This is a genomic window from Stenotrophomonas sp. TWI587, from assembly GCF_039674145.1.
Classification (GTDB): domain Bacteria; phylum Pseudomonadota; class Gammaproteobacteria; order Xanthomonadales; family Xanthomonadaceae; genus Stenotrophomonas; species Stenotrophomonas maltophilia_AY.
Map to the genome: position 1 here is coordinate 1 of NZ_JBDJMW010000008.1, position 25,822 is coordinate 25,822.

The following is a 25,822-nucleotide window of genomic DNA, read 5'->3' on the forward strand; positions in this document are numbered from 1 at the left end:
TTCTTTTGTCTGCTCTTATCCCCCAAACCTCGCCTGCATCGGGCCCCCCCCCCCCCCCCACCCCGACCCACCCACAATGGGTCGGTGCGCATGGCAAAAACGGTAGAGCCACGCCATGCGTGGCTGCATTTTCTTAGCGGGGATCCGATGCGTCGAGCACACTGCTGCGTCGGGCCGTGTTCGGCTGCTTTGTCGAAACGACCTGAAGCGCACTACGCGAAAAATCGGCTGTGTCGAGCGTGGCTACGCTGCTCGCGTTGGAACTCTGAAACTGTCGGTCGGACGCGCGCCATGCCGAGCATCGCTCGGCTGCTCTCCCAGAACCACCATGAAACTGTGAGCGGGACGGGGCGGGTGGGTTGTCGGGACCATGAGCGCCATGGATGGCGCGACATGAGCCTCCAAGGACGGATTCACGGCGTGTCCCGCCAACCCACCCGTCCCGGCCCGCCCACCGATAGCCCGGGAAGCGTGCCGCTCTAAGCGACCAAGCCGACCAACCCGACCAACCCGACCCCCTAAGGCGCCCGAGCCGCCTCATCGCGCGTTTCTTCCTGCGCCGCGATCTCCCGCTCGATCCACTCATCCATCAACCGCCGCGCACGCTGCGCACGGCGGCGCTGCAGCGCATGCTCCATATCCAGCACCCGGTACAACGACCACATCACCGCCAGCATCAACAACGCAAACGGCAACGCGGCGATCGTGATCATCCCCTGCAGCGCAGTGAGACCACCGGCCAGCAACAGCACGCCCGCGATCAACGCAATCGCCACGCCCCACACCATGCGGCGTGCCAGCGGCGGATCACCCGACTCCTCCGTCGACATCGTCGCCAGCACCAACACCGCCGAATCGGCCGAGGTCACGAAGAAGATGATCAACAGCACCAGCGCGACCACCGACAGCACCGTCGGCATCGGCAGGCTGTCGAACATCGTGAACAGCACCGTCTCGTAGCCATTGCCCAGCGCCTGCGCCAGATCCACGTGGCCGAAGATCTGCGACCACAGCGCCGTGCCACCGAATACCGAGAACCACAGGAAGCCCAGCACGCTCGGTGCGATCACCACGCCCAGCACGAACTCACGGATGCTGCGCCCACGCGAGACGCGCGCGATGAACGAGCCCACGAACGGTGCCCACGCGATCCACCAGGCCCAGTAGAAGATCGTCCAGTCCGCCACCCAGGTGCTGCCCGAGAACGGCGACATGCGCAGACTCATCGTCACCAGCGAATTGAGATACGAGCCGATCGTGGTGGTGAACGTGTCGAAGATGAAGCCGGTCGGCCCCAGCACCAGGATCAGCGCCAGCAGCAGCGCGGCCAGGCCGAGATTGAAATTGGACAACCACTTGATGCCCCGGTGCACGCCGCTGGTGGTGGAGGCCATGTACAGCACGAATGCCACCGCGATGATGGTCAACTGCACGGGCACCGTGGCCTGGATGCCGAACACGCGCTCAAGGCCGGCCGCGATCTGGATCGTGCCAAAGCCAAGCGTGGTTGCCACGCCGATTGCCGTGGCGACGACGGCGGCCACGTTGACCACGGTACCCATCCAGCCGCGGTGATGCGCACCGATGATCGGCTGCAGCAGATCGCTGATCAGTCCACGGCCATTGCGGTTGAACTGGAACCACGCCATCGCCAGGCCGATCAGTGCATAGATCGCCCACGGGTGCAGGCCCCAGTGGAAGAACGCATAGCGCATCGATGCGCGCGCCGCCTCCATGCTCTGCGGTGCCAGTCCTTCCGGTGGCTTCACGAAGTGCGAGATCGGTTCGGCCGCGCCCCAGAACACCAGGCCGATGCCCATGCCAGCGGCGAACAGCATCGACATCCAGCTCGCGTTGGAGAAATCAGGTTCGGCATCCTCGCCGCCGATGCGCAGCGATCCGAAGCGGCCGAAGGCCAGGTACATCAGGAAGGAGAGGGTGATGAACACCACCAACAGGTACAGCCAGCCGGTACTGCGGATGATGGTGGACAGGCCGCTCTGGACGACCTCGTTGAAGGGGCCCGGCGCGAGGCCGGCGATCAGCACCAGCAGTGCGACCAGTGCGATGGAAATGCGGAACACCATGCAGGCGTGTCTCCGATCAGTAGGGGCGAGCCGAGGCTTGCAATCTCCAGCGGCACAGCGGCAACGACTGGGGCGGATCAAGCCGGTCGAGGCCGGTCAGTACAGACGTCAATGGCGTCGAGCAGGACGTGGTGTACGCACGATCGGGACGTCACTCCCGGATCGCACCGCATACCGCGCTGCAGCATCCTAGTGCATCCGATGTCGGCGCTGTGTTCACACGCAACGTTGACCGAAACAATCGCGGCTTCCCTCCGTGCCCCTTGGCCGTGGCTTTGTGCTCTAATTCGCCCCGAAGCGGGGGTACCGCGGCCCAATGGCCAAGGTTGAGACAGTCCCTTCGAACCTGATCCGGTTGATACCGGCGTAGGGAAGCTTCGCATCTGCAGATGTATTGCGCCGTAGGGCCACCATGCCCGGAGACCGCCCGCAATCCGTCCGTCGAGCGCCGCCGTTTCGTCCCTCCCATGCGAATCCCTCGCATAGAACCGCACAGTCCCTGTGCGGGGATTGAACCTAGGACGATGCCTCGATGAACGCACAGCTCTCCGCCCTGCAGCAACAGGCCCAGCAACTCTCTGAATCGGTCACCCGGCCGATTCCCGGCTCGCACAAGATCCATGTACAGGGCTCGCGCAGCGATCTGCAGGTGCCGATGCGCGAGATCACGCTGACCCGTACGCCCACCCTGTTTGGCGGCGAAGAGAATGCGCCGGTCACCGTCTACGACACCTCCGGCCCGTATACCGATCCGGCTGTCGCTATCGACCTCTCCGCCGGTCTGCCTGCGCTGCGCGCGGCCTGGGTGGCCGAACGTGGCGATACCGAGGTACTGGAGGGCCTGAGTTCTGCGTTCGGCCGCTCGCGCGAAACCGATGCACGTCTGGATGCGGTGCGGTTCCCATCGCGGTTGCAGCCACGCCGTGCACGGGCAGGCGCCAATGTCACCCAGATGCACTACGCACGGCGCGGCATCATCACGCCGGAGATGGAGTTCGTGGCGATCCGCGAGAACCAGCGGCTCGACGCGATCCGCGACGCCGCACTGCTGCAGCAGCATCCCGGCGAGTCCTTCGGCGCCTCGATCCCGACGATCATCACCCCCGAATTCGTCCGTGATGAAATCGCGCGCGGCCGTGCCGTGCTGCCCAACAACATCAACCACCCGGAAAGCGAGCCGATGATCATCGGCCGCAACTTCCTGACCAAGATCAACGCCAACATCGGCAACAGCGCGGTGTCTTCAGGCATTGCCGAGGAGGTGGAAAAGCTGGTCTGGGCGATCCGCTGGGGCGGCGATACCGTGATGGACCTGTCCACCGGCAAGCACATCCATGAAACGCGCGAGTGGATCCTGCGTAATTCGCCGGTGGCGATCGGCACCGTGCCGATCTACCAGGCGCTGGAGAAGGTTGATGGCCGTGCCGAGGAACTGAACTGGGCAATCTTCCGCGACACGCTGATCGAGCAGGCCGAGCAGGGCGTGGACTACTTCACCATCCACGCCGGCGTCCTGCTGCGCTACGTGCCGCTGACCGCCAAGCGCGTGACCGGTATCGTCTCGCGCGGGGGCTCGATCATGGCCAAGTGGTGCCTGGCGCATCACAAGGAGAACTTCCTCTACACACACTTCGAGGACATCTGCGAGATCATGAAGGCCTACGACGTGACCTTCTCGCTGGGTGACGGCCTGCGCCCGGGCTGCATCGCCGATGCCAACGATGCCGCGCAGTTCGGCGAACTGGAGACGCTGGGCGAGCTGACGAAGATCGCCTGGAAGCACGACGTGCAGACCATGATCGAAGGCCCCGGCCACGTGCCGATGCAGCTGATCAAGGAGAACATGGACAAGCAGTTGCGCGAGTGCGGTGAAGCACCGTTCTATACGCTCGGCCCGTTGACCACCGATATCGCGCCGGGCTACGACCACATCACCAGTGCGATCGGTGCGGCGATGATCGGCTGGTACGGCACGGCGATGCTCTGCTACGTGACCCCGAAGGAACACCTGGGCCTGCCCAACCGCCAGGACGTGCGCGACGGCATCATGGCTTACCGCATCGCCGCGCATGCCTCGGATCTGGCCAAAGGCCACCCCGGCGCGCAGGTCCGCGACAACGCGTTGAGCAAGGCACGTTTCGAATTCCGCTGGGAGGACCAGTTCCACCTGGGGCTGGACCCGGACAAGGCCAAGGAATTCCATGACGAGACCCTGCCCAAGGACGCGCACAAGCTGGCCCACTTCTGTTCGATGTGCGGCCCGCACTTCTGCTCGATGAAGATCACCCAGGACGTGCGTGACTATGCGGCCGGGCAGGGCCTGGATGCGCAGCAGGCATTGGAGGCCGGCATGGCCGAGAAATCCGCGCAGTTCCGGGATCTCGGGGCCGAGGTGTATCGGCAGGAATGAGGCACTGGCCGTGGTGGTGGGTACCACCACGGCCATCATCCGCCGCCTGCGTGATTCCGGCTAAGCTCGGCGCGAACAGGCAGGGGCGGGGACGACGATGGCGATAGCACGCAGCACCAAATGGTTGGCGATTGCACGCCGGCATCCGTCTGCGTGGCTGCTGGCCGTGCAGCTGCTCGGCGTGCTGCTGTACCCCGCGATGGACGAGGCCGGTGCAAGCCGTGCGTTGTTCGGTGCATTCGGCATCGCCGTGCTCGGCCTGGCCCTGTGGGTCGTGCGACGCAGTCCACTGGGCATGTGGGTGGCCCTGCTGCTGGCGATTCCTTCGGTGGTGTTTTCCATCTCAGGCGCGCTGCTGGAGCGCCCGGCGCTGGTGACAACGGCGCAACTGCTCGAATGCCTGCTGTACTTCTACACGGCGGGCAGCCTGATTGCCTACATGCTGCAGGACCACAAAGTGACCCGCGATGAGCTGTTCGCGGCGGGGGCCACCTTCACGCTGTTGGCGTGGGCCTTCGCCTTCGCGTTCGCGCTCTGCCAGCAGTGGTATCCGGGCAGTTTCATGGCTACCAGCGAGACGGAACTGCGTACCTGGATGGAGCTGCTTTATCTCAGCTTCAGCTTGCTGTCCGGGGTGGGACTGAGCGACGTGGTGCCGATCCATCCCCAAGCCCGGGCATTGGTCATGCTGGAGCAGTTTGCAGGCGTGATGTACGTAGCATTGGTGGTCTCGCGCTTGGTCGGATTGACCATGATCCGGCGCATACAAAACTGAATCGCGCATAAAAAATTCGCGCCCGGAGGCGCGAATGCTGAATCAATTTATGTAATTTCGTCGGCGAGAGAGAGCCTGATGTTGGCCGCACACACAGGTGCGGTTAACCCACATAGGCTAGTATTCGCCGCCTTCAGTGTTTTTGCGCTTTGCGCTGATGGTTTGTGCGGAATCTGGCGGTTCGTTCGATCGTTGTCGATTGTGATGAATGCTGCGTTCCAGTAGTCCTGCATTCACTCGTGTCACCGGAATGATCAACAACGACAGTGAGCGACCCGCCGCCGATGTAGTCCGAATCGGCGATTGCACCGTAGTACTTTCCTCGCGGGAAGTCATGGTGGTGGGCGTGCGTCGCCCGCGTCGTCTCACTCCGAAGGCACTGGGCGTGTTGAAGGCGCTGATGCGCTCGCCCGGTACCGTGGTGACGCGCGATGAACTGTTCGCTGAGGTGTGGCCCGATACGCTGCCCACCAATGACGTGCTCACCCAGGCCGTCACCCAGTTGCGCAAGGCCTTCGCCACCGACGAAGACGCGGGCACGGCCTATATCGAAACCATTGCCAAGACCGGTTATCGCCTGCTGGTGCCGGTGAGCGTGGTGGAAGAGCCGCGTGTCCTGGGCGAGGCGGACGACGCAGCGACGGGCGTGCTCGTCGATGCCGCACTGCCCGGTAGTGACACGCCGGTACCCCTCCGGCAAGCGGACAACCCGATGCGCCGGCGGTGGCGCCGCGTCCGCCGCTATGTGCTGCTGGCCATCGGCCTGACGATGCTGATCGCGATGCTGGTCATGGCTGCGCTGCTCGTGCAGCGCGAGCGTCCCGCCACGCCGGTGGAAGCGGCCGTTGAGGACGGCACGCGCGTGATCGGCAGCCCGGAGCGGCCGTATCGCCTGATCACGGCATCGGCGGGCTTTGAAACCTATCCCACGCTGTCCCCGGATGGCTCCCAGGTCGCCTACGAAGCCGGCGTGCCGTCGCGGCAGGGCAGCGTCATCAAGGTGCAGACCTCGGGCAATGCGCCTGCGCGCGTCCTGATGGATACGCCGGACACCTATTCGGACCGGTTCCCGAACTGGTCGCCCAACGGCCGTGACATCGCCTTCGCGCGTTTCGGCCCGGGGGGCGGTTGCGAGGTGCTCATCGCCAGCGCCACCGGGGGCGCGCAGCGTCATGTCACGCGCTGCGATGGCACCGAGCTGCTCAGCTTCGACTGGACGCCGGATGGGCGCGGCCTGCTGTTCGGCTCGCTGTCGGGCACCTATGCACACCGCGGCATCCGCACCTTCAATCTCGCCAGCGGTAGCTGGAGCGCGCTGAAGTACGACACGGACCCGGACAGCTTTGAGTACGCACCGCGCTATTCGCCCGATGGCCGCTGGATCGTGTTCGTGCGCAATCCGCAGGTCGGTGATCTGTGGCGCATCCCGGCCGAAGGCGGCGCGCCCCAGCAGCTCACCAACGATTCGGCCGAGATCCGCGGTTGGGCGTGGCGCAGCGACAGCCGCCACATCGTGTTTGGTCGCCGCGTCGACAGCGAAGCGCGCCTGTATGAGCTGGACACACGCACGCGCACGCTGCGTGATCTGGGTCTGGACGATGCCCAGTCACCAGCGCTCTCGCGCAGCAACAACATGCTGGCCTTCATGCACCGGCGGGCGCAGTTCGGTTTGTTCAAGGTGCCGATCGGTGCCGACGGTCCGGGTGTTCCCGAGCGCCTGTTCGCATCGGGCGGTCGCGATGCGCAGCCGATGATCGCGCCGGACGGCCGCCAACTTGTGTTCAGTTCCAACCGGTCAGGCAGCTATTCGCTGTGGTGGGCGGATCTGCAACGTCCCGAATCCCTGCGCCCGATCGAGGGCCTGCGCCCGGAAACCCGCCAGATCCCGGACTGGTCGCGCGACAGCCGTCATCTGCTGGTCCTGGGGCGTGACGAACATGCCAACCCGGCGGTCTTCGAAGTCTCCCCGCGTGATGAGCAGACGGTCCGCCTGGACGTGCCCGCCGCGCAGCCACTGCAGGCGCTGTACGGGCAACGGCCTGGGCAGATGCTGGTGGTGGAGCGTGATGAAGACGAGCGGATGCGCCTGTCCCTGTTTGATCGGACCACCACGCCGTGGCGCCTGCTGGGCAGCATCGAGGGTGTCTCCCAGGCACGCTACGACGTGGCCGGCGAACGCGTGCTGTTCACCCGGCTGTCGGCCAGTGGTCTGTGGTCGGCCGATGCGGCCCTCACCCCGCAGAGCATCCGCCAGGTGCGTGACGACCAGCCGTCGCGCTGGCGTTACCGGGCGTGGACCGTCTCCGGCAACGGGCAGATCGATTACCTGTCCAATCGCGCCGACTGTGCGACCGCGTTTGCACGGCTCAGTGCGACCACCAGCGACACTGGCGCCTGTCTGGACCCCGAGAGGCTCGGCACCGGCAATGGATTCAGCGCCAGCCCGGACGGCAGTGCCGTGTATGTGGCCCTGGCGGTGGCCGATGGCTCCGATATCGGCATCATGCACCTGCCCGAACCGACCTCCTCGTTCTTTCCCGCGTTCTCCAACCTCATGTTTATGAAGGGAAAAGATCCTTCGTAAGTTCTTCGTGAGGTTGTCGTGGCGAATTCGGATCAATCTCGCCAAGATGTCCTGAGGGAAGTGGCCTGACTTGGCAAAACTGCACGCCAGCAAAGGCAAACACACGGTGCAGTCATGCGTCAGCTTTCCCTGGCCGATCGCGGTCAATCTCTCTCCCTGGACAAGATCGCCGACGACGGCGTGCTGCCGAGTTGTCTCGGTGTTGCCCGACTGGGCAGCCTGCAGACGGCCGGCACCACCTTCACGGTGTGGATGCAGGTCCGCGGCAGCGCCTGGGTCGAATCCAAGGAAGGCAAGTTCCGCCTGCGCCAGCGCGAGTGGATCGCCTTTGAGAAAGACTCCAAGCCGATGGTGCAGGCCGGCCGCGATGGCCTGTGCATTGGCCTGAGCCTGTCGCCGGATGCGCTGCGCGCGCTGGGCGATCTGGTCGACTGCAACCTGTACGCCGGTCGCGGCACCATGACCCGCGGCGAGATGCGGGTGGCGATGCGCCTGTGGCGCGATGCGCTGGACAGTGACCGCCCGATGCAGGCCCTTCGTCCTGCCTTGCTGCACCTGGCCGCCCTTCAGCAGGGCATGGCCACCGGCGTGCAGCGCTGCCCCGGCCGTTCGCGCAGCCGCAAGCGCCAGGTGTTCGGGCGCATGCAGCGCGCGCGTCTCTATCTGGAAGGCAACAGCCACCGCGTGGTGCGCATCGGTGAACTGGCCGAACTCACCAACTTCTCCAGTTGGTACCTTTCCAAAACGTTCCAGAGCCTGTATGCAGAGAGTCCGCAATCGCTCTCCGCACGCCTGCGACTGGAGCGCGCGGCGGATCTGCTGCGCGATACCGACATGATGGTGGGCGAGGTTGCCGCGGCGAGCGGATTTGACAACTGCTGCAGCTTCGCACGGGCGTTCCGGGCACGCTTTGGGTTGTCCGCGTCACGCTACCGTGAGGCAGGTGCGAACCTGTCGCCAGATTCGGCAAAGTCATTGGTTGCATCACGCAAATAATTAACTGCAACGCAATCGTAACTTTCCGAGGCGGTTTTAACACGCTACTAACGTACCTCGGAGAGATAAATGAATTTTCGTACTCCCGCAGTGCGGCTGGGCCTTCTGCCCGCCGGCATTGCGCTTGCGCTGACGCCGACCTTCGCTTCCGCACAGGAAGCCAAGGGCGCGACCGATCTGGATCGCATTGAAGTCACCGGTTCGCGCATTCGTGGCGCCAACATGGAGACCCAGCAGCCCATCCTGACGATGACCCGTGAAGCCCTGGAAAAGCAGGGTTACACCTCCGTCGCCGACGTGCTCCAGAACATGACCTCGGCCGGTTCCCCGGCCATCTCGCGTTCGGAGTCGCTGGCATCGGGCGAGGATGTGGGCGGTTACTACGTCGACATCCGCAACCTCGGCGCGCAGCGTACGCTGGTCCTGATGAACGGTAAGCGCCTGGGCGCTTCCACCTCGGGCCTGCAGGATCTGAGCCAGATCCCGATGGCCGCCATCGAGCGCATCGAGATCCTGAAGGACGGTGCATCGTCCATCTACGGCTCCGACGCCATCGCCGGCGTGGTCAACGTGATCACCCGCAAGCGTGTGGACGGCGGCGAAGCCAGCGTCTACTTCGGCCAGTACGGCCAGGGCGACGGTTCGACCAACCAGTACTCCTTCACCCTGGGTTCGCAGGGCGAGCGGGGCGGCATCACCATGGCCGCCGAGTACTACAAGGCTGATCCGGTCTGGGCGAAGGATCGTTTCTTCAGCCGTGACGGCAATGCCGGCCCGAACTACCCGGGCTCGGGCAACAGCCCGATCAACCAGAACGGCGCGTTCTGCGACCCCTGCCTGACCCCGGACCTGGAAGAAGGTCAGCCGGGTTACGTCGGTTCGGCCGACCAGCGCTGGTTCACCCTGCGCGAAGGTGGCGATCCGACCAACCGTGCTGATTACCGCGCCGAAACCTCGGCCGACCGCGTCAATGCCAACCAGCAGATGATGGTCCAGACCGGTATCGAGCGTAAGTCCGTGTACGTCAACGGCAACTACGACCTCACCGACGCGATCACCTTCAACGCGGACGTGCTCTACAACGAGCGCACCACGGACCAGCAGATCGCCGGTTACCCGTACCAGTCGCAGGCCTTCGGCACCCCGCTGTCGGCTGACAGCGCCTTCAACCCGACCGGTGCGGACGTCGATTTCCGTCGCCGCCTGTGGGAAATGCCGCGTACCACCGAAAGCCAGCTGAAGACCCTGCGCTTCGCGCCGACCGTCAGCGGCTACTTCGAGTTCGCCGGCAAGACCTGGGATTGGGACGTCGGTGCACTGTGGAACCGTAACGAATCGACCAAGACCGGTCATGGCGACATGAGCCTGATCGCGTCGCGCCAGGCCCTGGGTGCTTCGTACATCGATGCCAACGGCGTTGCCCAGTGCGGCTCGCCGGGCGATGCCGTCGGCAATTGCCGTCCGTGGAACCCGCTGCTGCCGTATGGCGTGGCAGGCCCGGGCTCGCTGTCCGATGCGGCCACTCAGGCCTTCCTGTTCCCGTACTTCACCGACACCGGCTACACCAAGACCACCAGCTACACCGCCAACCTGTCCGGCTCGCTGTTCGAGCTGCCGGCCGGCGAAGTCGGTCTCGCGATGGGCGTGGAGCACCGTAAGGAAGAAGGCCGCTTCTCGCCGGACGCGTTCGCGCAGTCGGGTGAGTCGACCGGTCTGGGTGCCCAGACCACCCAGGGCAGCTACGAGCTGGACGAGTTCTACCTCGAACTGAACGTGCCGATCCTGGCGGACGTGCCGTTCGCCAAGGAACTGACCCTGAACGCTGCCAGCCGTTACTCGGACTACAGCAACTTCGGCGACACCATCAACTCCAAGTTCGGCTTCACCTGGCGTCCGATCGACGAACTGCTGGTCCGCGGCACCTACGCCGAAGGCTTCCGCGCGCCGTCGATCAACGATCTGTACGGCGGCCTGAACAGCAGCTTCGAGTCGTACACCGATCCGTGCGGCATCACCGCGCCGGGCAGCGTCAACGGCAATGCCTCGTGCACCGCCGCCGGCGTGCCGGTTGGCTACACGCAGGTGGGCCAGGGTCTGACCCCGTGCACCGCGACGCCGTGCGCCACCCCGGACCAGTTCATCTCCGGCTCCAACGAGAACCTGAAGCCGGAAACCTCGAAGAGCACCACCTTCGGCATGGTCTGGAGCCCGCGTTGGGTGCAGGGCCTGGACATCTCGCTGGATTGGTACAAGTACGAAATCAGCGACATGATCATCGCTGACAGCGTCGACCGCATCCTGCGCGAGTGCTACGTCGCCGGTGATGCATCGCGTTGCGCCAGCCACACCCGTGCAGCCGATGGCCACATCAACTCGATGACCTACGGCCTGGCCAATCTGGGCCGCATGGAAACCGAAGGCTACGACCTGGGCATCAAGTACCGTCTGCCGGAACTGTCGATCGGCCAGTTCGCCATCGATTGGCAGACCAGCTACCTGTCCAAGTACGACGAAGAAACCCAGAACGGTGAAGGCAACACGGTCATGCAGGGCCGTGTTGGCGATGCCGGCCTGTTCCGCGTCCGTTCGAACGTGGGCATCACGTGGTCGCGCGGCGATTTCGGCGTGTCCTACATGGCTCGTTACTACTCGGGCATGAAGGAAGATTGCGTGGCTGCACGTCCGTGCACCCTGCCGGACCGTTACGTCGACGGCGATGCAATGCCGATCCGCAAGACCGGTTCGAACACGTTCCACGACCTGCAGGTCAGCTACAACGCGCCGTGGGATGCCACGATCGCGGTGGGCGCGAACAATCTGTTCGACAAGCAGGGCCCGATCATGTTCACGCAGCCGAACTCGAGCTTCGCCTACTACGGCGGCTTCGACATCGGTCGCTTCCTGTACATGAAGTACACCCAGCGCTTCTGATCCATCGAAGCATTGGTGAAAAAAAAGGAGGGCGGACCGCAAGGTCCGCCCTCTTTGCATTGTGGGATAAGGAAAATCTGAGTTTCAGCGAAGGGTGATCCGCCTCACGTTTCGAGCGGAAATGCAGTTGATACCGTCAATCGGTCCAATCGTGGACGATTGAGAGATCGATATGAAAATCACGCTCGCTCAGAAACTCGCCGCTGTGTTCCTCGGCACCATCGCCCTTGCCGGCAGCGCATCGGCCGGCCTCATCGTGTGCCAGGGCGGTCGCTACTGCGAACAACTGCGCCTGGAGTGCATCGCGTCGGGCCAGCATCTGCCGGCGTATTGCGAGGCACTCTGGCGCGACTGCGTGCTGGACGCCTGTCCGCAGCGCTGAAACGACGATGGCGCGCCACGGGGCGCGCCATCCTTTGAGAACGCTTTACCCATCACTCAGGCGTCGGCGGCGACCAGCCCCATCAGCGCATTGGCATGTTCACGCCACAGCGGCAACTTGTTCAGCACGCCCGCGCGCTGCAGGTACTCCTCATCAACCGGATCGCCGTTGATCAGGGCCAGCGCCACATGCACCGCACCGGTCACCCAGAAGCTGCGGGTGTTGGACTTCTGCGGCTGCAGGTGGAAGGCCACCGCCTCGATGATCGGCATCGGCAGGCCCCACAGGCCAAGCAGGTAGGCACCGGCCTCGGCGTGGCCGGGACGGTCGTCAGCGGTGTCGTCCGGCTCGCTGCGTTCATTGCGCACGCCGGGCAGCAGCAGGCCGATATCGGCCAGCAGGGCCGCGGTGGCGCCCAGTTCCGCGCTGGACTCCGGCAGCAGCTTGGCGGCCAGGCGCGAGGCCAGCAGCGCGCGCTGCTGCAGCGAGTTGCGCTCGGCGCCGGACAGCGGCTGGGCGGAGAACACTTCGCTGGCCAGGACCAGGTCGCGCAGGGTCGACAGTCCCAGCCGGGTCACGGCGGTGCGCAGGTCGGAAATGATCCGGCCGTTGTTGAAGAACGCCGAATTGGACAGCTGCAGCACCTTGGCGGCGATGGCCGGATCGGCGGCGACCAGCTTGGCCACGTCGGCGGTGTTGGTGTCGTCGTCGTGTTCCAGCGCCTGGGTCAGCGACAGGTAAAGGTGGGGCGGGGAGGGCAGCTTCTCGATCCGGCCGATGGCGCTGCGCAGGCGCGCGCTGTCGAGCAGTTCGCGCAGCTCTTCCAGGCTGGTCAGTGCTTCGAGCAGGACTTCCGGGGCCAGCGGCATCGGCAGGAACCGATGGGCCACGCCGATCAGGCGTGCCGGTGGCGGGCGGTTGCCGTGTTCGGCGTCCACCAGGGCGATGCGGATGGTCTCGGGGCGCAGCGTACGGATCTGGCCGAGCAGCGTGGTGGCGTTGAGATCTGGCAGCTGCGGGCACACGATCACCGCATCGACCGGCAGGCCGGCCACGATGCCCATGGCGCTCTGACCATCAACGGCGGTCAGCGGTTGCCACTCTTCCCCAAGATCGGCAATGAATTCCAACAGCTCAGCCGACAGGCTGGCTTCGTCCCCAACAAGCAGAATGCGCACGACACGGTCCCCTGGCTGACCACGGTGAAACGCACCGTGGACGGTGTGAAGAGACGCAATGTACCCAATCCGGCACGAATAGTGATGTGCCGCATTGAAAAAACGTGATGCGCATCGCTCCGGCAGCGGTCTGCCGGAGCGATGGGGTTCAGTCTCAGGCGATGTTGCCGAGGTAGCGCTGGTGCGCCTCAACCAGGATTTTCTTGGCTTCGGCAGCGCCGCCCCAGCCATCAAGCTTGACCCACTTGCCCTTTTCCAGGTCCTTGTAGTGCTCGAAGAAGTGGCCGATGCGCTCCAGCCAGTGGCTGGACACCTGCTCGATGTCTTCGACGTGGGCATAGCCACTGAACACCTTGGAGATCGGCACGGCCAGGATCTTCTCGTCGCTGCCGGCTTCGTCGCTCATCTTGAGCACGCCGACCGGACGGCAACGCACGACCGAGCCCGGGACCAGCGGCAGCGGCAGCACCACCAGCACGTCGGCCGGGTCGCCATCACCGCACAGGGTGCTCGGCACATAACCGTAGTTGCAGGGGTAGCGCATCGGGGTGGAGAGGATGCGGTCGACGAAGATCGCGCCGGTTTCCTTGTCCACTTCGTACTTCACCGGCTCGGAATCCTTCGGGATTTCGATGATGACGTTGATTTCTTCCGGCGGGTTCTTGCCGGGCGAGACGAGTTCCAGACCCATGGGTTTACTCCGAGAGGGGGTAGGGGCGCAAAGTCCGCCATTTTAGGCCCATTGCCGGCCGCCGTGCAGCGGCCATTCGCCGGACGAGCATTTCACCGACTCGGCACGGCCCGGCCCGGCCCGGCCCGGCCCGGGGCAGGGGACCACCGGCCGCCGCTGGAAATCCTCACCCATTGGCAGGGTGGGCGCCGATATCTGCCGTGCGCGCCTCTGCCGATCATGTCAACCAACCCGTCTGGAGCCTGGTGATGAAGCTGATGAACCTGCTGGCCCCCCTTTCCCTGGCCTTGGCAGTGCTGGCGGCCGGCATCTGCAGCGCCTCCGCGCGCGAGGGCCCGTATGTGGATCTGGTCGACTTCCCACACAAGGAAGCCAACTGGGATCGCTTCTACGATCTGGAGGACCGCCTGATCCGGGCGTTCCACGATCTGTGTGGTGACACCTACTGTGAGGGCGAATACAGCAACCATATCGCGCTGCAGTTCCGCTGCTCTGTCCATGCGGCCAGCGGCACCGTCCAGGCCTGCACCCTCGTGATCGGCGCTGGCAACCTCGAGGTGGAGCGTGGCACCGGCCGGGTGGTCCCGGACAGCCGCACCTGGGCCTGCGAAGCGCCACTCGGGGCGAATACGCCGGTGGAGACCCTGCATGTGGCCTTGGCAGGTCGCGACCCGCTGCGCAGACCTCTGCCCGGCTCGGGCCTCTCGATGCACGACGCGCTGTTCGACTGCCTCAATTGACCTGTCAGCCCTTTTCACTCTGCATTGGAGACTGCCGATGAAGACCCTCGTTGCGGGCATGCTGCTTGCCTCCTGTATGGCCATTGCCACCGGCCACGCCGCCGGTCCCTACGTCGATGCACGCGAGTACCCCAGCGAGGCCGAGGGCCGGGAGCGCTTCCGCGCTGTGGAGGCGCGCCTGGTGCGCGGCTTCGACGCCATCTGCGGGGACACGTTCTGCGAGGGCGAGTTCCACAACCTGCAGGCGCTGCGCTTCCGGTGTTCGGTGCAGGTTGCCACGGGCCGTGTGGGGGAATGCCTGTGGACATTCACCGGCAGCACGGCGCGCGTGGACGATGCGACTGGCCGTATCGCGGTGGAGGCGCGGACGTGGGCATGCCGCGCACCGCTGGCGGCCCAGACGCTGCTGCCCGTGCTGCTTCAGACGCTGGAGCAGGACGACGCCCTGCATGCGGCGCTCCCCGGAACCCGGGACAGCATCTACGACGGATTGACGTCGTGCCTGTAAGGGCCGCGCGGCGGCATGTCATGCCCGGACCACATGCGCTCAAACGTGACGCATTCTCATTTGCGGAGTAACATGCCGCCGCTTACGGATGGCCGCCGTCCGGCGGTCCCGCTACATGCATCGGTCCATGTCTTCCAACGCCACCACCCTTACCGAACTGTTGATCCGCGAGCGCCCGGCGCTGCTGCGCCTGGTCCAGCGCATTCTGGGCAGTGACGGCGGCGCGGAAGATGTGATCCAGTCCATGTGGTTCAAGGCGCGTGGCGTGGACAGCGGGCAGCCGATCAGCAATCCCCGCGCCTATCTCTATCGTTTGGCGGCAAATCTGGCCACGGATCATGGCCGTGAGCGCACGCGGCGCACGCGCCTGCTCGCCGATCATTACCTGTGGGGGCCGGACGAAGTGCTCTCCACCGAAGAGCAGGTCATGGCGCAGGACGAACTGCAGCGCGTGCTGGAGGCGGCTGAGCATCTGCCCGAGCCGACCCGCACCATCTTCCGGCTCAACCGCCTGCAGGGCATGACCCAGGCGGACATCGCCAGGCGCCAGGGGGTGTCGGTGACGACCGTGGAGAATCACGTGCGCAGCGCATTGCAGCGATTGGCCTGGGCGCGCAACGGGCGCTGACGCACGCCGATATCCGGCTTGGGGATACACGCCTGCCGACCGTCTTGATCATAATGGCGTGTTGACTGCGTCCTTCCCTTGCCCGCGCGTGACTGCGCCACCCATCGCCAGCCATGAGCCCGCACCCCCCTTCGTCTTCCTCTCCCTTGCCACCCCCTTCCGACGCTGTCGCGGTGCAGGCGCGCGCCTGGATCGCCTGGCTGGCCTCCGGCGCGACCGATGCGGGGCAGATGCGTGCCTTCGAACAGTGGCTGGGTGAGCCCGGCCACCGGCATGCCTTCGAACACGAGCGTCAGCTTTGGCGCAGTCTTGGGCCGCGCCCTCCTGCGCCGGCAGCGCCGGTACCGCGTCGACGGCGAGCCCGCTGGCACGCGTGGAGCGTGGCGACGGCAGCCTTGCTGGTCCTGGCGTGGGTCGCCCCCGATGCCTGGCTGCGGCTGCAGGCCGATCACCGCAGCACGCGTGCGATCGAGAGAGTATCGCTGCCCGATGGCAGTCGAGCCGTACTGGATGCCGACAGCGCCATCGCCGTCCACTACGACGGTCACGTGCGCCGCATCGCGCTGCTGCGCGGCCAGGCCTGGTTCGAGGTGGCCCACGAGCCGTCCCGCCCCTTCCAGGTAGAAGCGCAGGGCGGTGTGGTTGAAGACATCTCCACCGCGTTTGCGGTCTCCCGCTGGAAGGACGAGGTGGAGGCGGTGGTCGAGCAGGGGCGTGTGCGGGTTGCCGCCACCGACCGAGGCGGCTGGACCTATCTGGAGGCGGGCCAGCGTGCACGCTTTGCGCCCGCCGGCCGGGTCACACGGCTGGACGATGTCGCCCTGGACCGCATTGCGGCCTGGCGCGACGGCGAGCTGCTGCTGGAGGCGGCCAGCGTGGAGGAGGCCGTGCAGCGCATTGCGCGCTACCGCTCGGGTGCTACCTTCGTGCGCGGCGATCTGTCGGCCTTGCCGGCGGTCAACGCGGCGCTCCGCATTGATCGGCCGGAGCAGGCGCTCGATGCGCTGGCGGTCAGTGCAGGGTTGAGCGTCACCCGCCTGCCGATGGGCGTGGCGATCGTGGCACCGGCGCAATAGCGCAATCGGTCTTGGGGCTGTGGGCTGTTCGTTCGTCTTACCCGGCATAACGTACCCGCCGCCGCCACGTACGTCCGCTGCATCCGCACCTGCGTGCGGGTGACCCGCCTCTGCGGCACCGATCCTCTGACAGGTTCTTCCATGCGCATCTCCACCCGCGCGGGCCGTCGCCCGCGTCCGTCACGTCTCTGCATCGCCCTGCTCACTGCCGGCCTGGCGGCCGCACCCGCATTGCCGGCGCTGGCCCAGTCCAGCCCGGCGCCTAGTGCGGCCACGCAGCGTTTCGATATCCCCGCCCAGCCGTTGTCCGATGCACTGCGCACCTACATGCGGCAGTCCGGCGTGCAGGTCGCCTATCCGGCCGCACTGGCCGAGGGCGTGACGTCCTCGCCGGTCGGCGGTCAGATGGATGCGCAGGCCGCCTTGCTGCGTCTGCTGCAGGGCAGTGGGTTGAGCATGCGCCAGGTCGGACCGGACGCGTTCACGGTGGAGCGCGCTGCGGTGGCCGCCAACGACGACGACCTGATCGTCACCGACGCACTGAGCGTGGCCGGTGATCGCATCGAGGGCGGCAGCGATGCCGAACGCGCGCTGGAGGTGTACCGCACCGCCGGTTCCAGCGCCTACATCGCGCGTGACACCATCGAGCGCTTCCGCGGTACCTCCACCTCGGACATCGTCAAGGGCGTGGCCGGCGTCACCGCAGGCGACCCACGCACCGCCAACGCGCTGGATGTGAACATCCGCGGCATCCAGGGCCAGAGCCGCATCCCGGTGATCATCGACGGTGGGCAGTCCACCATGGATACCTACCGGGGTTACGCGGGCCAGTCGCAGCGCACCTATCTGGATCCCGACCTGATCTCCAACATCACCATCACCAAGGGGCCGAGCCTGGGCGTCAATGCCTCCGGCGGCATCGGCGGCGTGGTGGAGATGGAAACGCTGAAGGTCGAGGATGTGCTGCGCGATGGCCGTGACGCCGGGCTGCGCGTGCGCACCGGCTTGGCCAATGCCAGCGCCAACAACGTGCCCGCCTATGACGCCGCACCGCGTACCGACCGCAGCGCGCTGGGCAGCCAGTTCTTCAACATCGCCACCGCCAAGCAGTGGGATCGTTTCGACCTGGTCGCAGCGTACGCCTGGCGCGAGAACGGCAACTATTTCTCCGGCAAGCACGGCTACGACGATTTCCCGCAGACCCGGCGTACCCTGGCGCCGCTGAATCCGCCGGATACCGAGGTGTTCAATACCTCCTCGCGCTCGGAGTCGTTCCTGCTCAAGGGCACCTGGCGCATCGATGACAACCAGACGCTGGAAGCCGGCTACCGCCGCTATGAAGGCACCGCCGGCGAAATCATGGCCTCGCAGATCATCCGGGTGGACCGCGACCGCGTGCCGCAGTGGGATCCGGGCCATGTGGACATGGATGCCTACAACCTGCGCTACCGCTTCAACCCGGACAATGAGCTGATCGATCTGAAGGCCAACCTCTGGTACACCGACGCCGACAGCCTGATGTACAACGGCCTGACCGGCATCACCCCGTGGTACTTCGATCGCCGCACCGAGTGGTACGACGGCCCGTCGTTCAACACCGATCCGGGCTACAAGGACGCCTACCGCAATGAGCTGAGCCAGACCCGGCTCGGCTTCGATGTGGGCAACACCACGCATCTGGATTCCGGCGCCGGCCTGTTCACGCTGGACTACGGTCTGTCCTTCAGCGATGAGGACGTCGGTCCCGGCCCGCATTCGCCGATCATGCACGACGATCTGGTCAACAACCGCTTCCTGCGCAACGCCGAGCGCAAGGAATACAGTGCGGTGGCCTCGGTCAAATGGCAGCCGGACGAGCATTGGGAAGTGGTGGTCGGTGGCCGCTACAACCGCGTCAACGTGCACGACCGCAACCGCCTGGCGACGCCGGGCAGCTACGGCGTGATCGGTCAGTACCGCTACACCCAGCTGCTGGACGGCAACCCCAATCTGCCGGCATGGCGCGCCAAGCGCATCGCCATGTTGAACTGGTATCCGGATGCCAATGGCCAGTTCACCGAGGCCTCGTTGCTGGCATCACCGTATGAGAAGGGCACGGTCGGCGACATCACCGGCTGGAACTTCTACGACGCCGATGATGCCGAAGATCTGAGCGTGCCGGTCAGCTGGACCTGGTCGCAGCCGATCCGTCGGCGCGACAGTGCCTTCATGCCCAGTGCCAGCGTCGCCTACCGTTTCGACGAAGACACGATGGTGTACGTGAAGTACGCCGAAAGCGTGAAGCTGCCGAGCCTGTTCGAGACGACCCTGGGCCTGTTCACCGCGGCCAAGCCCACCGGTGAACTCAAGCCGGAGCGGGCAGGGACCTGGGAAGTGGGTGCAAGCACGGTGCGCCACAGCCTGTTCACCGAGGGCGACCAAGCGGGCTTCAAGCTGGCCTACTTCGATACGCGCATCGATGATCTGATCACCCGCGACTACCGCACCCTGTCGGCGGGCCTGATCCGCAACGTGGACCGCTTCAAGGTCTCCGGCGTGGAGTTCCAGTCCAGCTATGACAGCGGCACGGTCTTCGCCGATCTGTCCGCGCACTACTACATTCAGGCCAAGACCTGCGCGCCGGACATCGCCGCCGAACGCCGGGCCTACGGCATCCAGCGGAAGATCGAGGAACTGAAGAACACCCCGGACTGCGTCGACGGTGGCTTTGAGGGGTCCTACAGCAACACCCAGAACCCGCCGCGCTACAACGTCAACCTGACCCTGGGCTCGCGTCTGTTCGATCAACGCCTGAGCGTCGGCACCCGGGTGATCCACAACGCCGGCCCGATCAGCGAACTGGACAAGGAATGGAACGTCGGGCTCTCGGCGATCCAGCAGCTGTACCGTCCGGCGATCCTCGTGGATCTGTTCGCCAGCTGGCAGGCCAGCGAGCAGTTCGCGGTGGATCTCAACGTGGACAACCTGACCGACCGCTACTACCTCGATCCACTGGCGCTGGGCGTGATGCCCGCACCGGGCCGGACCATGCGATTGGCACTGACCTACCGCTACTGATGCCCGGACACGACAGGGGCCGGCATTGCCGGCCCCTGCGTGCCGCCGGCCGGCGCATCGGGCGGCCGGACGGCATTTCGTTCAAGCCAGCGCTCAGCTGGCGTTGGCCTGCTCGGTCGCATCGGCGTGCAGGGCTTCGCTGAGCTCATCGACCACGATCGCCCACTCCGCATCCGAGCGCAGCTGTTCGGTCAGGAACTGGCGCTGCCCGTCGTTCCAGTACGGCGCTTCGATCAGGCGGATCTCGTTGGACAGCTGGTGGTCGCGGATGAAGGCGGCGATGGCCTCCTCGCTGGCCTCCAGGCCGAGCTGCAGGAACAGATTGGTCATGCGCGGTTCGGTGGTGATCATCAGGTCATTCCAGTGGCAGGGCGTGGTCCGTATTATCGGGGCAAGGCCGTGACGGTGGCATGTGACGGTCGCAACCCGGGCCGCGCGACAATGGGCTTGGGGTCGCACCCGTGCCAGACGTCTTCAACAGAGAACCGCGCCCCACTTCCCAACAAGCAGTGCCATGATCGTCATCGATACTCCCGAAGCTACCCGCAGCCAACGCCTCAAGGCCGCCACCCGTGACAGCCACGGCGCGCTGGACAAACGCATCATGGCCGGCGACATTTTCGCCAGCCGCGACCTGTTCGCCAGATTCCTGCGCGTGCAGTACCGCTTCCATCGTGACATCGATGCGCTCTACGGCAGTCCCGCGCTGGACGCGCTGCTGCCGGACCTGGACGAGCGGCGTCGACTGCCGCTGATCGCCCGTGATCTTTCCGACCTGGAACAGACGCTGCCACTGCCTGCGTCCACCCGGTTGGATGGTGACCTGCCACTGCCCGCGGCATTGGGGTGGCTGTACGTCGCCGAAGGCTCCAACCTGGGCGGCACCGTGCTGTACAAAATGGCCGCCCGGCTCGGCCTGGACAGCAACTTCGGCGCCCGCCACCTGGCCGCCCATCCCGATGGGGCCGCCCGCCACTGGCGCGAGTTCACCGCCGCGCTCGATGGCGTAGCGCTGACCGACGCGCAGGAGCAGCAGATGATCGATGCGGCCGACGCGGCATTCCGCAGCGTGCACGGGCATGTCGAGGAAGAATTCGCATGATCGCCGCTTGCTGGCCGCCCGCCGTGCCGGATCACCCCGGCCGCCCATGATGCGCTGGCTCTGGTTCGGCCTGGGCTGGATCATGGTGGCGCTGGGCGTCATCGGCGCCCTGTTGCCGGTGATGCCGACCACGATCTTCCTGATCCTGGCCGTCGGCTGCTTTGCGCGCAGCTCGCCGACATTCGAGCGACGGTTGCTCGAGCATCCCCGTTACGGTCCACCGCTGCGCCTGTGGCGTGAGCAAGGTGCGATCAGCCGCAAGGGCAAGGCCTTTGCCGGCGCAGGCATGGCGTTCGGTTTTGTCATGTTCTGCTGGGGCGCACACCCGTCCTGGCCGCTGTTGATCGGCGTCGGGTTGTTCTTCGTGGCCAGCGCGGCGTATGTGCTGTCCCGTCCTGCGCCGCGGCCGCCCGGCGTGCCGGCTCCCCCGTCAGAGCGCTGAACCTACCGCCGACCCGCCAGGCATCCGCACCGGGTCTGCTGGACACCGCTCCCATTCCTTTCCTGCGTCCGGCCTGCACCGTGCCGCGACGCCCCTGACCGATGAACCCGCCGATGACCCTGCCGATCGCCCTTCCTGCCACCGTGGCAGCGCTGCCACATGACCTGACCCCGTGGGGCATGTACCAGGCCGCCGATGGCGTGGTGCAGACCGTGATGATCGGACTGGCACTCGCCTCCATCGCCACCTGGACAGTGCTGGTCGCCAAGACCTGGGAGCTGGGCCGACAGCGCACGCGGCTGCGCCAGGCACGCGCGCTGCTGCTGCAGTCGGCGCACCTGCCGGGGGCGCAGACCCATGCAGTGCTCGACGACGGCGCGGCGCACGACCTGATCGACGCCGCCCGCACCGAGTTGCGCCTCTCACAGGACGCGCACGATCCGGTCGGAATCAAGGAGCGCGTGGCCTCGCGGCTGGAGCGCATCGAACTGGCGCATGCGCGGCAGCTGCGTACCGGTGTGGGCCTGCTGGCCAGCATCGGCGCGATTGCACCGTTCGTCGGCCTGTTCGGCACGGTGTGGGGGATCATGAACAGTTTCATCGGCATCGCCCACGCCAACACCACGAATCTGGCCGTGGTCGCGCCGGGCATCGCCGAGGCGCTGCTGGCTACTGCGCTGGGCCTGGTCGCGGCGATTCCGGCCGTGGTGATCTACAACCACTTCACCCGTGTGCTGGCCGGCATCCGCGGCCTGCTCGGTGATCTGTCCGCCGGCGTACAACAACTGGTCTCGCGCGATCTGGACCGGCTCGGCAATGCGCCAGCTGCCCGCGACGCGCGCTGAGGACCGGTCATGGCCATCAAGACCGCCCGCCACGACGACGACGCGCTGGAAGAAAGCCACGAGATCAACGTCACCCCCTTCATCGACGTCATGCTGGTACTGCTGATCATCTTCATGGTCGCCGCGCCGCTGGCCACCGTGGATACGCCCGTGGACCTGCCGGCCAGTACCGCCAAGCCGCAGCCGCGCGATGCCGAACCCGTGTTCCTCTCGGTGCAGGCCGATCTGTCGCTGAGCATCAACGACGTACCGGTCGGCCCTGACGGTTTGAACGCCGCGCTGGAGCGGCTGACCGCAGGGGATCACGAGCAGCGCATCTACCTGCGCGCCGATCAGGCCGTGCCGTATGGCGAGCTGATGCAGACCATGAACGCGCTGCGCGCGGCCGGGTATCGCAGGATCGCACTGGTCGGCGTGGAGCAGCGCAGCGAATGAGCCGCGACACCACCGCCACGTTGCGTTGGGCGTGCAGCCTGGCCTTTGTGTTGGCCGTCCATGCAGTGCTGATCGGCGGCGCGCTGTGGTGGCAGCAGCGTGCCCCGGTGCTGCTCAGTGACACGCCGGTGGAAGCGGTGATGGTGGAGTTGGCGCCGGTACCGGAGGCGCCGTCCGCACCGCCGAAGGAGATCCCACCCGGGCCGTTGCAGCAGGAACAGCATCGGCCCGAGCCCACGCCGGTGCCGAAGGTGGATCTCCCGCCGGACGACAGCCCGGACGCACAGGACGTCCTGCGCCGCGAGACACCCCGCGAAGAAGAACCGACGGACCAGCACAACGTGGACCAGACGCTGGCGCCGCCGGATGTGTCGGCGCGACCGTCCGAGCGCTATGCCGCCACGCAGACCGTGGCCGGCCGTCAGGGCAGCGCGGCCGTGACCTGGCAGGGCCTGCTGCTGGGCCATCTGGAACAGTACCGTCGCTACCCGCGCCAGGCCGAACGCCTGCGCCAGCAGGGCGTGGCCTACGTGCGCTTCTCGGTGGACCGGCAGGGCAACGCCGCCAACATTCGGCTGGGCCAGAGCAGCGGTCATCCGCTGTTGGACGAGGAGACGCTGGCCACGGTGCGGCGCGGCAGTCCGTTGCCACCGCCGCCAGCGGAGATCACTGGTGACCTGGTGGAGGTGATGGTGCCGGTGACGTTCTTCCTGCGGCGGCGTTGAGGCGCGTGTCACGCGCGCTGCAAGGACACGCTGGCCTGAGGCCAGCGTGTCCGTCCTGACTCAGAGCAGCGGAACCAGCAGCAGGGCCACGATGTTGATGATCTTGATGAGCGGGTTGATCGCCGGACCGGCGGTGTCCTTGTAGGGATCACCGACGGTATCGCCGGTCACCGCGGCCTTGTGCGCCTCGCTGCCCTTGCCGCCGAAGTGGCCGTCTTCGATGTACTTCTTGGCGTTGTCCCACGCACCGCCGCCGGTGGTCATCGAGATCGCCACGAACAGCCCGGTGACGATGGTGCCGATCAGCAGGCCGCCGAGCGCGCGTGGCCCGAGCAGCAGCCCGACCACCACCGGTACCGCGACCGGCAACAGCGAGGGGATGATCATTTCGCGGATCGCCGAGCGGGTCAGCAGGTCCACCGCGCGGTCGTACTGCGGCTTGCCGGTGCCGTCCATGATCCCGGGAATCTCGCGGAACTGGCGGCGGACTTCCTCCACCACCGCACCCGCGGCGCGACCCACCGCTTCCATCGCCATCGCGCCGAACAGGTAGGGAATCAGACCGCCGATCAGCAGGCCGATGATCACCTCATGGTTGGACAGGTCGAAGGCGAAGATCTCCCCCGGGTTGGCTGCCTGCAGGTTGTGCGTGTAATCGGCGAACAGCACCAGCGCCGCCAGGGCCGCCGAGCCGATCGCATAGCCCTTGGTCACCGCCTTGGTGGTGTTGCCGACCGCATCCAGCGGGTCGGTGATGTCGCGGATTTCCGGCGGCAGTTCAGCCATCTCGGCGATGCCACCGGCGTTGTCGGTGATCGGTCCGTAGGCATCCAGTGCCACGATCATCCCCGCCATCGAGAGCATCGCGGTGGCGGCGATGGCGATGCCGTACAACCCCCCGAAGTACTGCGCCAGCCAGATCGCCACGCATACCGCGATCACCGGCAGGGCAGTGGACTTCATCGAGACACCGAGGCCGGCGATGATGTTGGTGCCGTGCCCGGTGGTGGAGGCCTGCGCCACGTGCTGCACCGGTTTGTACTGGGTGCCGGTGTAGTACTCGGTGATCCACACGATCAGCCCGGTCAGCACCAGTCCGATCAGGGCGCAGAAGTACAGGTTCAGCGCACCGTGTGCGTTGTCGGGCATCAACTGTGTGGTGATCGGGTAGAACGCGATCGCCGCCAGCACACCGGACACGATCACGCCCTTGTATAGCGCGCCCATGATCGAGCCACCGGGTTTCACCTTGACGAACAGCGCACCGACGATCGAAGCGATGATCGAGACACCGCCCAGCACCAGCGGATACAGCACCGCATTCGCCCCGGCCTCGGCGATCATCAGGTTGCCGAGCAGCATCGTGGCGATCACGGTGACCGCATAGGTTTCAAACAGGTCGGCCGCCATGCCGGCGCAGTCGCCGACGTTGTCGCCCACGTTGTCGGCGATCACTGCCGGGTTGCGCGGGTCATCCTCGGGGATGCCGGCTTCGACCTTGCCCACCAGGTCCGCGCCAACGTCGGCGCCCTTGGTGAAGATGCCGCCGCCCAGCCGCGCGAAGATCGAGATCAGCGACGAGCCAAAGGCCAGCCCGACCAGCGCGTGCAGCGTCTGTGCGACATCCAGCCCGAGCCGCAGCAGCAGCGCGTAGTAGCCGGCCACGCCCAGCAGGCCCAGACCGACCACCAGCATGCCGGTGATCGCGCCGCCGCGGAACGCGACGTCCATGGCCGCACTCAGGCCGTTGCGGGCGGCCTCGGCCGTGCGCACATTCGCGCGTACCGACACATTCATGCCGATGTAGCCGGCCGCGCCGGAGAGCACGGCACCGATCGCGAAACCGATCGCGGTGTACCAGCTGAGGAAGAGGCCGACCAGCACGAACAGCACGGCGCCGGCGATGGCGATGGTCAGGTACTGACGGTTGAGATAGGCGCGTGCGCCTTCCTGGATGGCGGCGGCGATTTCCTGCATGCGGGCATTGCCAGCCGGTTGCCGGAGGATCCAGCGTGCCGACACGATGCCGTAGAGAATCGCGAGAATGGCGCACAACAGCGCCAGAGAAAGCCCGTAACGTTCCAGCATGTCCCCTCCCGGGTGATGGATGGCATCCAGATCTGGATGAACGCACCACGCGGGGGCACAACAGGCTGCAACCATGAACCAACCCGTTCAGACCGTGCCCGGTCGTCAAGCGTGTGGCGGTGTTCAGCACTCCCTGGTGGCC

At 65.9% G+C, this 25,822-nt stretch carries 21 protein-coding genes and 1 riboswitch; of the genes, 16 read left to right on the plus strand and 5 right to left on the minus strand.

Going from position 1 to position 25,822, the window contains the following annotated elements; all coding sequences use genetic code 11:
• Positions 1-518: 518 nt before the first annotated feature.
• Entirely contained in the window at positions 519-2,087 is a 1,569-nt protein-coding gene (locus ABE464_RS13775) for a BCCT family transporter (protein ID WP_346472429.1), read from the minus strand.
• 289 nt (positions 2,088-2,376) lie between these two features.
• Positions 2,377-2,478: riboswitch (TPP riboswitch) on the plus strand.
• A 141-nt stretch (positions 2,479-2,619) separates the two neighbouring features.
• On the opposite strand from ABE464_RS13775, the gene thiC reads away from it, so the two are divergent.
• The 6 genes from thiC (at position 2,620) to ABE464_RS13805 (ending at position 12,165) form a co-directional block, all read left to right on the plus strand.
• Positions 2,620-4,497, plus strand: a complete 1,878-nt coding sequence (gene thiC / locus ABE464_RS13780; protein ID WP_346472430.1) for a phosphomethylpyrimidine synthase ThiC — start codon at positions 2,620-2,622, stop codon at positions 4,495-4,497.
• Positions 4,498-4,594: 97 nt separating this feature from the next.
• Positions 4,595-5,272, plus strand: coding sequence for an ion channel (locus ABE464_RS13785; RefSeq protein WP_346472431.1), 678 nt, complete (start codon positions 4,595-4,597; stop codon positions 5,270-5,272).
• A gap of 250 nt (positions 5,273-5,522) precedes the next feature.
• Positions 5,523-7,856, plus strand: a complete 2,334-nt coding sequence (locus ABE464_RS13790; RefSeq protein ID WP_346472432.1) for a winged helix-turn-helix domain-containing protein — start codon at positions 5,523-5,525, stop codon at positions 7,854-7,856.
• Between the two features lie 114 nt (positions 7,857-7,970).
• Positions 7,971-8,852 (plus strand): helix-turn-helix transcriptional regulator, encoded by an 882-nt coding sequence (locus ABE464_RS13795; protein WP_346472433.1) that lies wholly within the window; start codon positions 7,971-7,973, stop codon positions 8,850-8,852.
• A 69-nt stretch (positions 8,853-8,921) separates the two neighbouring features.
• Complete coding sequence (locus ABE464_RS13800; protein ID WP_346472434.1) at positions 8,922-11,783, plus strand: TonB-dependent receptor; 2,862 nt, start codon at positions 8,922-8,924, stop codon at positions 11,781-11,783.
• Between the two features lie 172 nt (positions 11,784-11,955).
• Complete coding sequence (locus tag ABE464_RS13805) at positions 11,956-12,165, plus strand: hypothetical protein (protein ID WP_346472435.1); 210 nt, start codon at positions 11,956-11,958, stop codon at positions 12,163-12,165.
• A 56-nt stretch (positions 12,166-12,221) separates the two neighbouring features.
• On the opposite strand, the gene ABE464_RS13810 is transcribed toward ABE464_RS13805, so the two are convergent.
• The gene (locus ABE464_RS13810; protein WP_346472436.1) at positions 12,222-13,343 is read right to left on the minus strand and encodes an HDOD domain-containing protein; all 1,122 of its coding nucleotides are present in this window, start codon (positions 13,341-13,343) and stop codon (positions 12,222-12,224) included.
• Between the two features lie 154 nt (positions 13,344-13,497).
• Positions 13,498-14,034, minus strand: a complete 537-nt coding sequence (gene ppa, locus ABE464_RS13815) for an inorganic diphosphatase (RefSeq protein WP_019183821.1) — start codon at positions 14,032-14,034, stop codon at positions 13,498-13,500.
• Between the two features lie 248 nt (positions 14,035-14,282).
• Between ppa and ABE464_RS13820 the strand changes: the two genes are divergently transcribed.
• From ABE464_RS13820 to ABE464_RS13840, 5 genes are all read left to right on the plus strand, one after another.
• Positions 14,283-14,774 carry a hypothetical protein gene (locus ABE464_RS13820; RefSeq protein WP_346472437.1) on the plus strand — a complete coding sequence of 164 codons (492 nt, stop codon included), beginning with the start codon at positions 14,283-14,285 and terminating at the stop codon, positions 14,772-14,774.
• Between the two features lie 37 nt (positions 14,775-14,811).
• A complete protein-coding gene (locus ABE464_RS13825; protein ID WP_346472438.1) occupies positions 14,812-15,282 on the plus strand; it encodes a hypothetical protein in 471 nt (156 codons plus the stop codon).
• A 127-nt stretch (positions 15,283-15,409) separates the two neighbouring features.
• Positions 15,410-15,910, plus strand: a complete 501-nt coding sequence (locus tag ABE464_RS13830; protein WP_346472439.1) for a sigma-70 family RNA polymerase sigma factor — start codon at positions 15,410-15,412, stop codon at positions 15,908-15,910.
• Positions 15,911-16,023: 113 nt separating this feature from the next.
• Complete coding sequence (locus ABE464_RS13835) at positions 16,024-16,986, plus strand: FecR domain-containing protein (protein WP_346472440.1); 963 nt, start codon at positions 16,024-16,026, stop codon at positions 16,984-16,986.
• A 141-nt stretch (positions 16,987-17,127) separates the two neighbouring features.
• Positions 17,128-20,043 (plus strand): TonB-dependent receptor, encoded by a 2,916-nt coding sequence (locus ABE464_RS13840; protein WP_346472441.1) that lies wholly within the window; start codon positions 17,128-17,130, stop codon positions 20,041-20,043.
• Between the two features lie 93 nt (positions 20,044-20,136).
• Here ABE464_RS13840 and ABE464_RS13845 read toward each other — a convergent pair whose 3' ends face one another.
• Positions 20,137-20,394, minus strand: a complete 258-nt coding sequence (locus tag ABE464_RS13845; RefSeq protein ID WP_346472442.1) for a DUF2789 domain-containing protein — start codon at positions 20,392-20,394, stop codon at positions 20,137-20,139.
• A gap of 163 nt (positions 20,395-20,557) precedes the next feature.
• On the opposite strand from ABE464_RS13845, the gene ABE464_RS13850 reads away from it, so the two are divergent.
• From ABE464_RS13850 to ABE464_RS13870, 5 genes are all read left to right on the plus strand, one after another.
• Positions 20,558-21,145, plus strand: coding sequence for a biliverdin-producing heme oxygenase (locus ABE464_RS13850; protein ID WP_346472443.1), 588 nt, complete (start codon positions 20,558-20,560; stop codon positions 21,143-21,145).
• A 49-nt stretch (positions 21,146-21,194) separates the two neighbouring features.
• Positions 21,195-21,587 (plus strand): YbaN family protein, encoded by a 393-nt coding sequence (locus ABE464_RS13855; protein ID WP_346472444.1) that lies wholly within the window; start codon positions 21,195-21,197, stop codon positions 21,585-21,587.
• 113 nt (positions 21,588-21,700) lie between these two features.
• Positions 21,701-22,432 (plus strand): tonB-system energizer ExbB, encoded by a 732-nt coding sequence (gene exbB, locus ABE464_RS13860; RefSeq protein WP_346472445.1) that lies wholly within the window; start codon positions 21,701-21,703, stop codon positions 22,430-22,432.
• 9 nt (positions 22,433-22,441) lie between these two features.
• Positions 22,442-22,867 (plus strand): TonB system transport protein ExbD, encoded by a 426-nt coding sequence (exbD, locus tag ABE464_RS13865; protein WP_346472446.1) that lies wholly within the window; start codon positions 22,442-22,444, stop codon positions 22,865-22,867.
• Positions 22,864-23,592, plus strand: coding sequence for an energy transducer TonB (locus ABE464_RS13870; RefSeq protein WP_346472447.1), 729 nt, complete (start codon positions 22,864-22,866; stop codon positions 23,590-23,592). Before exbD ends, ABE464_RS13870 begins: the two co-directional genes overlap by 4 nt.
• A 60-nt stretch (positions 23,593-23,652) precedes the next feature.
• Here the strand turns inward: ABE464_RS13870 and ABE464_RS13875 are convergent, their stop codons facing one another.
• Positions 23,653-25,680 carry a sodium-translocating pyrophosphatase gene (locus tag ABE464_RS13875; protein ID WP_346472448.1) on the minus strand — a complete coding sequence of 676 codons (2,028 nt, stop codon included), beginning with the start codon at positions 25,678-25,680 and terminating at the stop codon, positions 23,653-23,655.
• Positions 25,681-25,822 lie beyond the last annotated feature (142 nt).

What these genes read in the sequence shown, in the direction of transcription:
- ppa (WP_019183821.1), bottom strand. Translation starts at nt 14,034, where the DNA reads ATGGGTCTGGAACTCGTCTCGCCCGGCAAGAACCCGCCGGAAGAAATC.
- exbB (WP_346472445.1), top strand. Translation starts at nt 21,701, where the DNA reads ATGACCCTGCCGATCGCCCTTCCTGCCACCGTGGCAGCGCTGCCACAT.
- ABE464_RS13870 (WP_346472447.1), top strand. Translation starts at nt 22,864, where the DNA reads ATGAGCCGCGACACCACCGCCACGTTGCGTTGGGCGTGCAGCCTGGCC.
- ABE464_RS13840 (WP_346472441.1), top strand. Translation starts at nt 17,128, where the DNA reads ATGCGCATCTCCACCCGCGCGGGCCGTCGCCCGCGTCCGTCACGTCTC.
- ABE464_RS13800 (WP_346472434.1), top strand. Translation starts at nt 8,922, where the DNA reads ATGAATTTTCGTACTCCCGCAGTGCGGCTGGGCCTTCTGCCCGCCGGC.
- ABE464_RS13850 (WP_346472443.1), top strand. Translation starts at nt 20,558, where the DNA reads ATGATCGTCATCGATACTCCCGAAGCTACCCGCAGCCAACGCCTCAAG.
- ABE464_RS13830 (WP_346472439.1), top strand. Translation starts at nt 15,410, where the DNA reads ATGTCTTCCAACGCCACCACCCTTACCGAACTGTTGATCCGCGAGCGC.
- thiC (WP_346472430.1), top strand. Translation starts at nt 2,620, where the DNA reads ATGAACGCACAGCTCTCCGCCCTGCAGCAACAGGCCCAGCAACTCTCT.
- ABE464_RS13845 (WP_346472442.1), bottom strand. Translation starts at nt 20,394, where the DNA reads ATGATCACCACCGAACCGCGCATGACCAATCTGTTCCTGCAGCTCGGC.
- ABE464_RS13820 (WP_346472437.1), top strand. Translation starts at nt 14,283, where the DNA reads ATGAAGCTGATGAACCTGCTGGCCCCCCTTTCCCTGGCCTTGGCAGTG.
- ABE464_RS13775 (WP_346472429.1), bottom strand. Translation starts at nt 2,087, where the DNA reads ATGGTGTTCCGCATTTCCATCGCACTGGTCGCACTGCTGGTGCTGATC.
- ABE464_RS13855 (WP_346472444.1), top strand. Translation starts at nt 21,195, where the DNA reads ATGCGCTGGCTCTGGTTCGGCCTGGGCTGGATCATGGTGGCGCTGGGC.
- exbD (WP_346472446.1), top strand. Translation starts at nt 22,442, where the DNA reads ATGGCCATCAAGACCGCCCGCCACGACGACGACGCGCTGGAAGAAAGC.
- ABE464_RS13805 (WP_346472435.1), top strand. Translation starts at nt 11,956, where the DNA reads ATGAAAATCACGCTCGCTCAGAAACTCGCCGCTGTGTTCCTCGGCACC.
- ABE464_RS13790 (WP_346472432.1), top strand. Translation starts at nt 5,523, where the DNA reads ATGATCAACAACGACAGTGAGCGACCCGCCGCCGATGTAGTCCGAATC.
- ABE464_RS13825 (WP_346472438.1), top strand. Translation starts at nt 14,812, where the DNA reads ATGAAGACCCTCGTTGCGGGCATGCTGCTTGCCTCCTGTATGGCCATT.
- ABE464_RS13875 (WP_346472448.1), bottom strand. Translation starts at nt 25,680, where the DNA reads ATGCTGGAACGTTACGGGCTTTCTCTGGCGCTGTTGTGCGCCATTCTC.
- ABE464_RS13795 (WP_346472433.1), top strand. Translation starts at nt 7,971, where the DNA reads ATGCGTCAGCTTTCCCTGGCCGATCGCGGTCAATCTCTCTCCCTGGAC.
- ABE464_RS13835 (WP_346472440.1), top strand. Translation starts at nt 16,024, where the DNA reads ATGAGCCCGCACCCCCCTTCGTCTTCCTCTCCCTTGCCACCCCCTTCC.
- ABE464_RS13785 (WP_346472431.1), top strand. Translation starts at nt 4,595, where the DNA reads ATGGCGATAGCACGCAGCACCAAATGGTTGGCGATTGCACGCCGGCAT.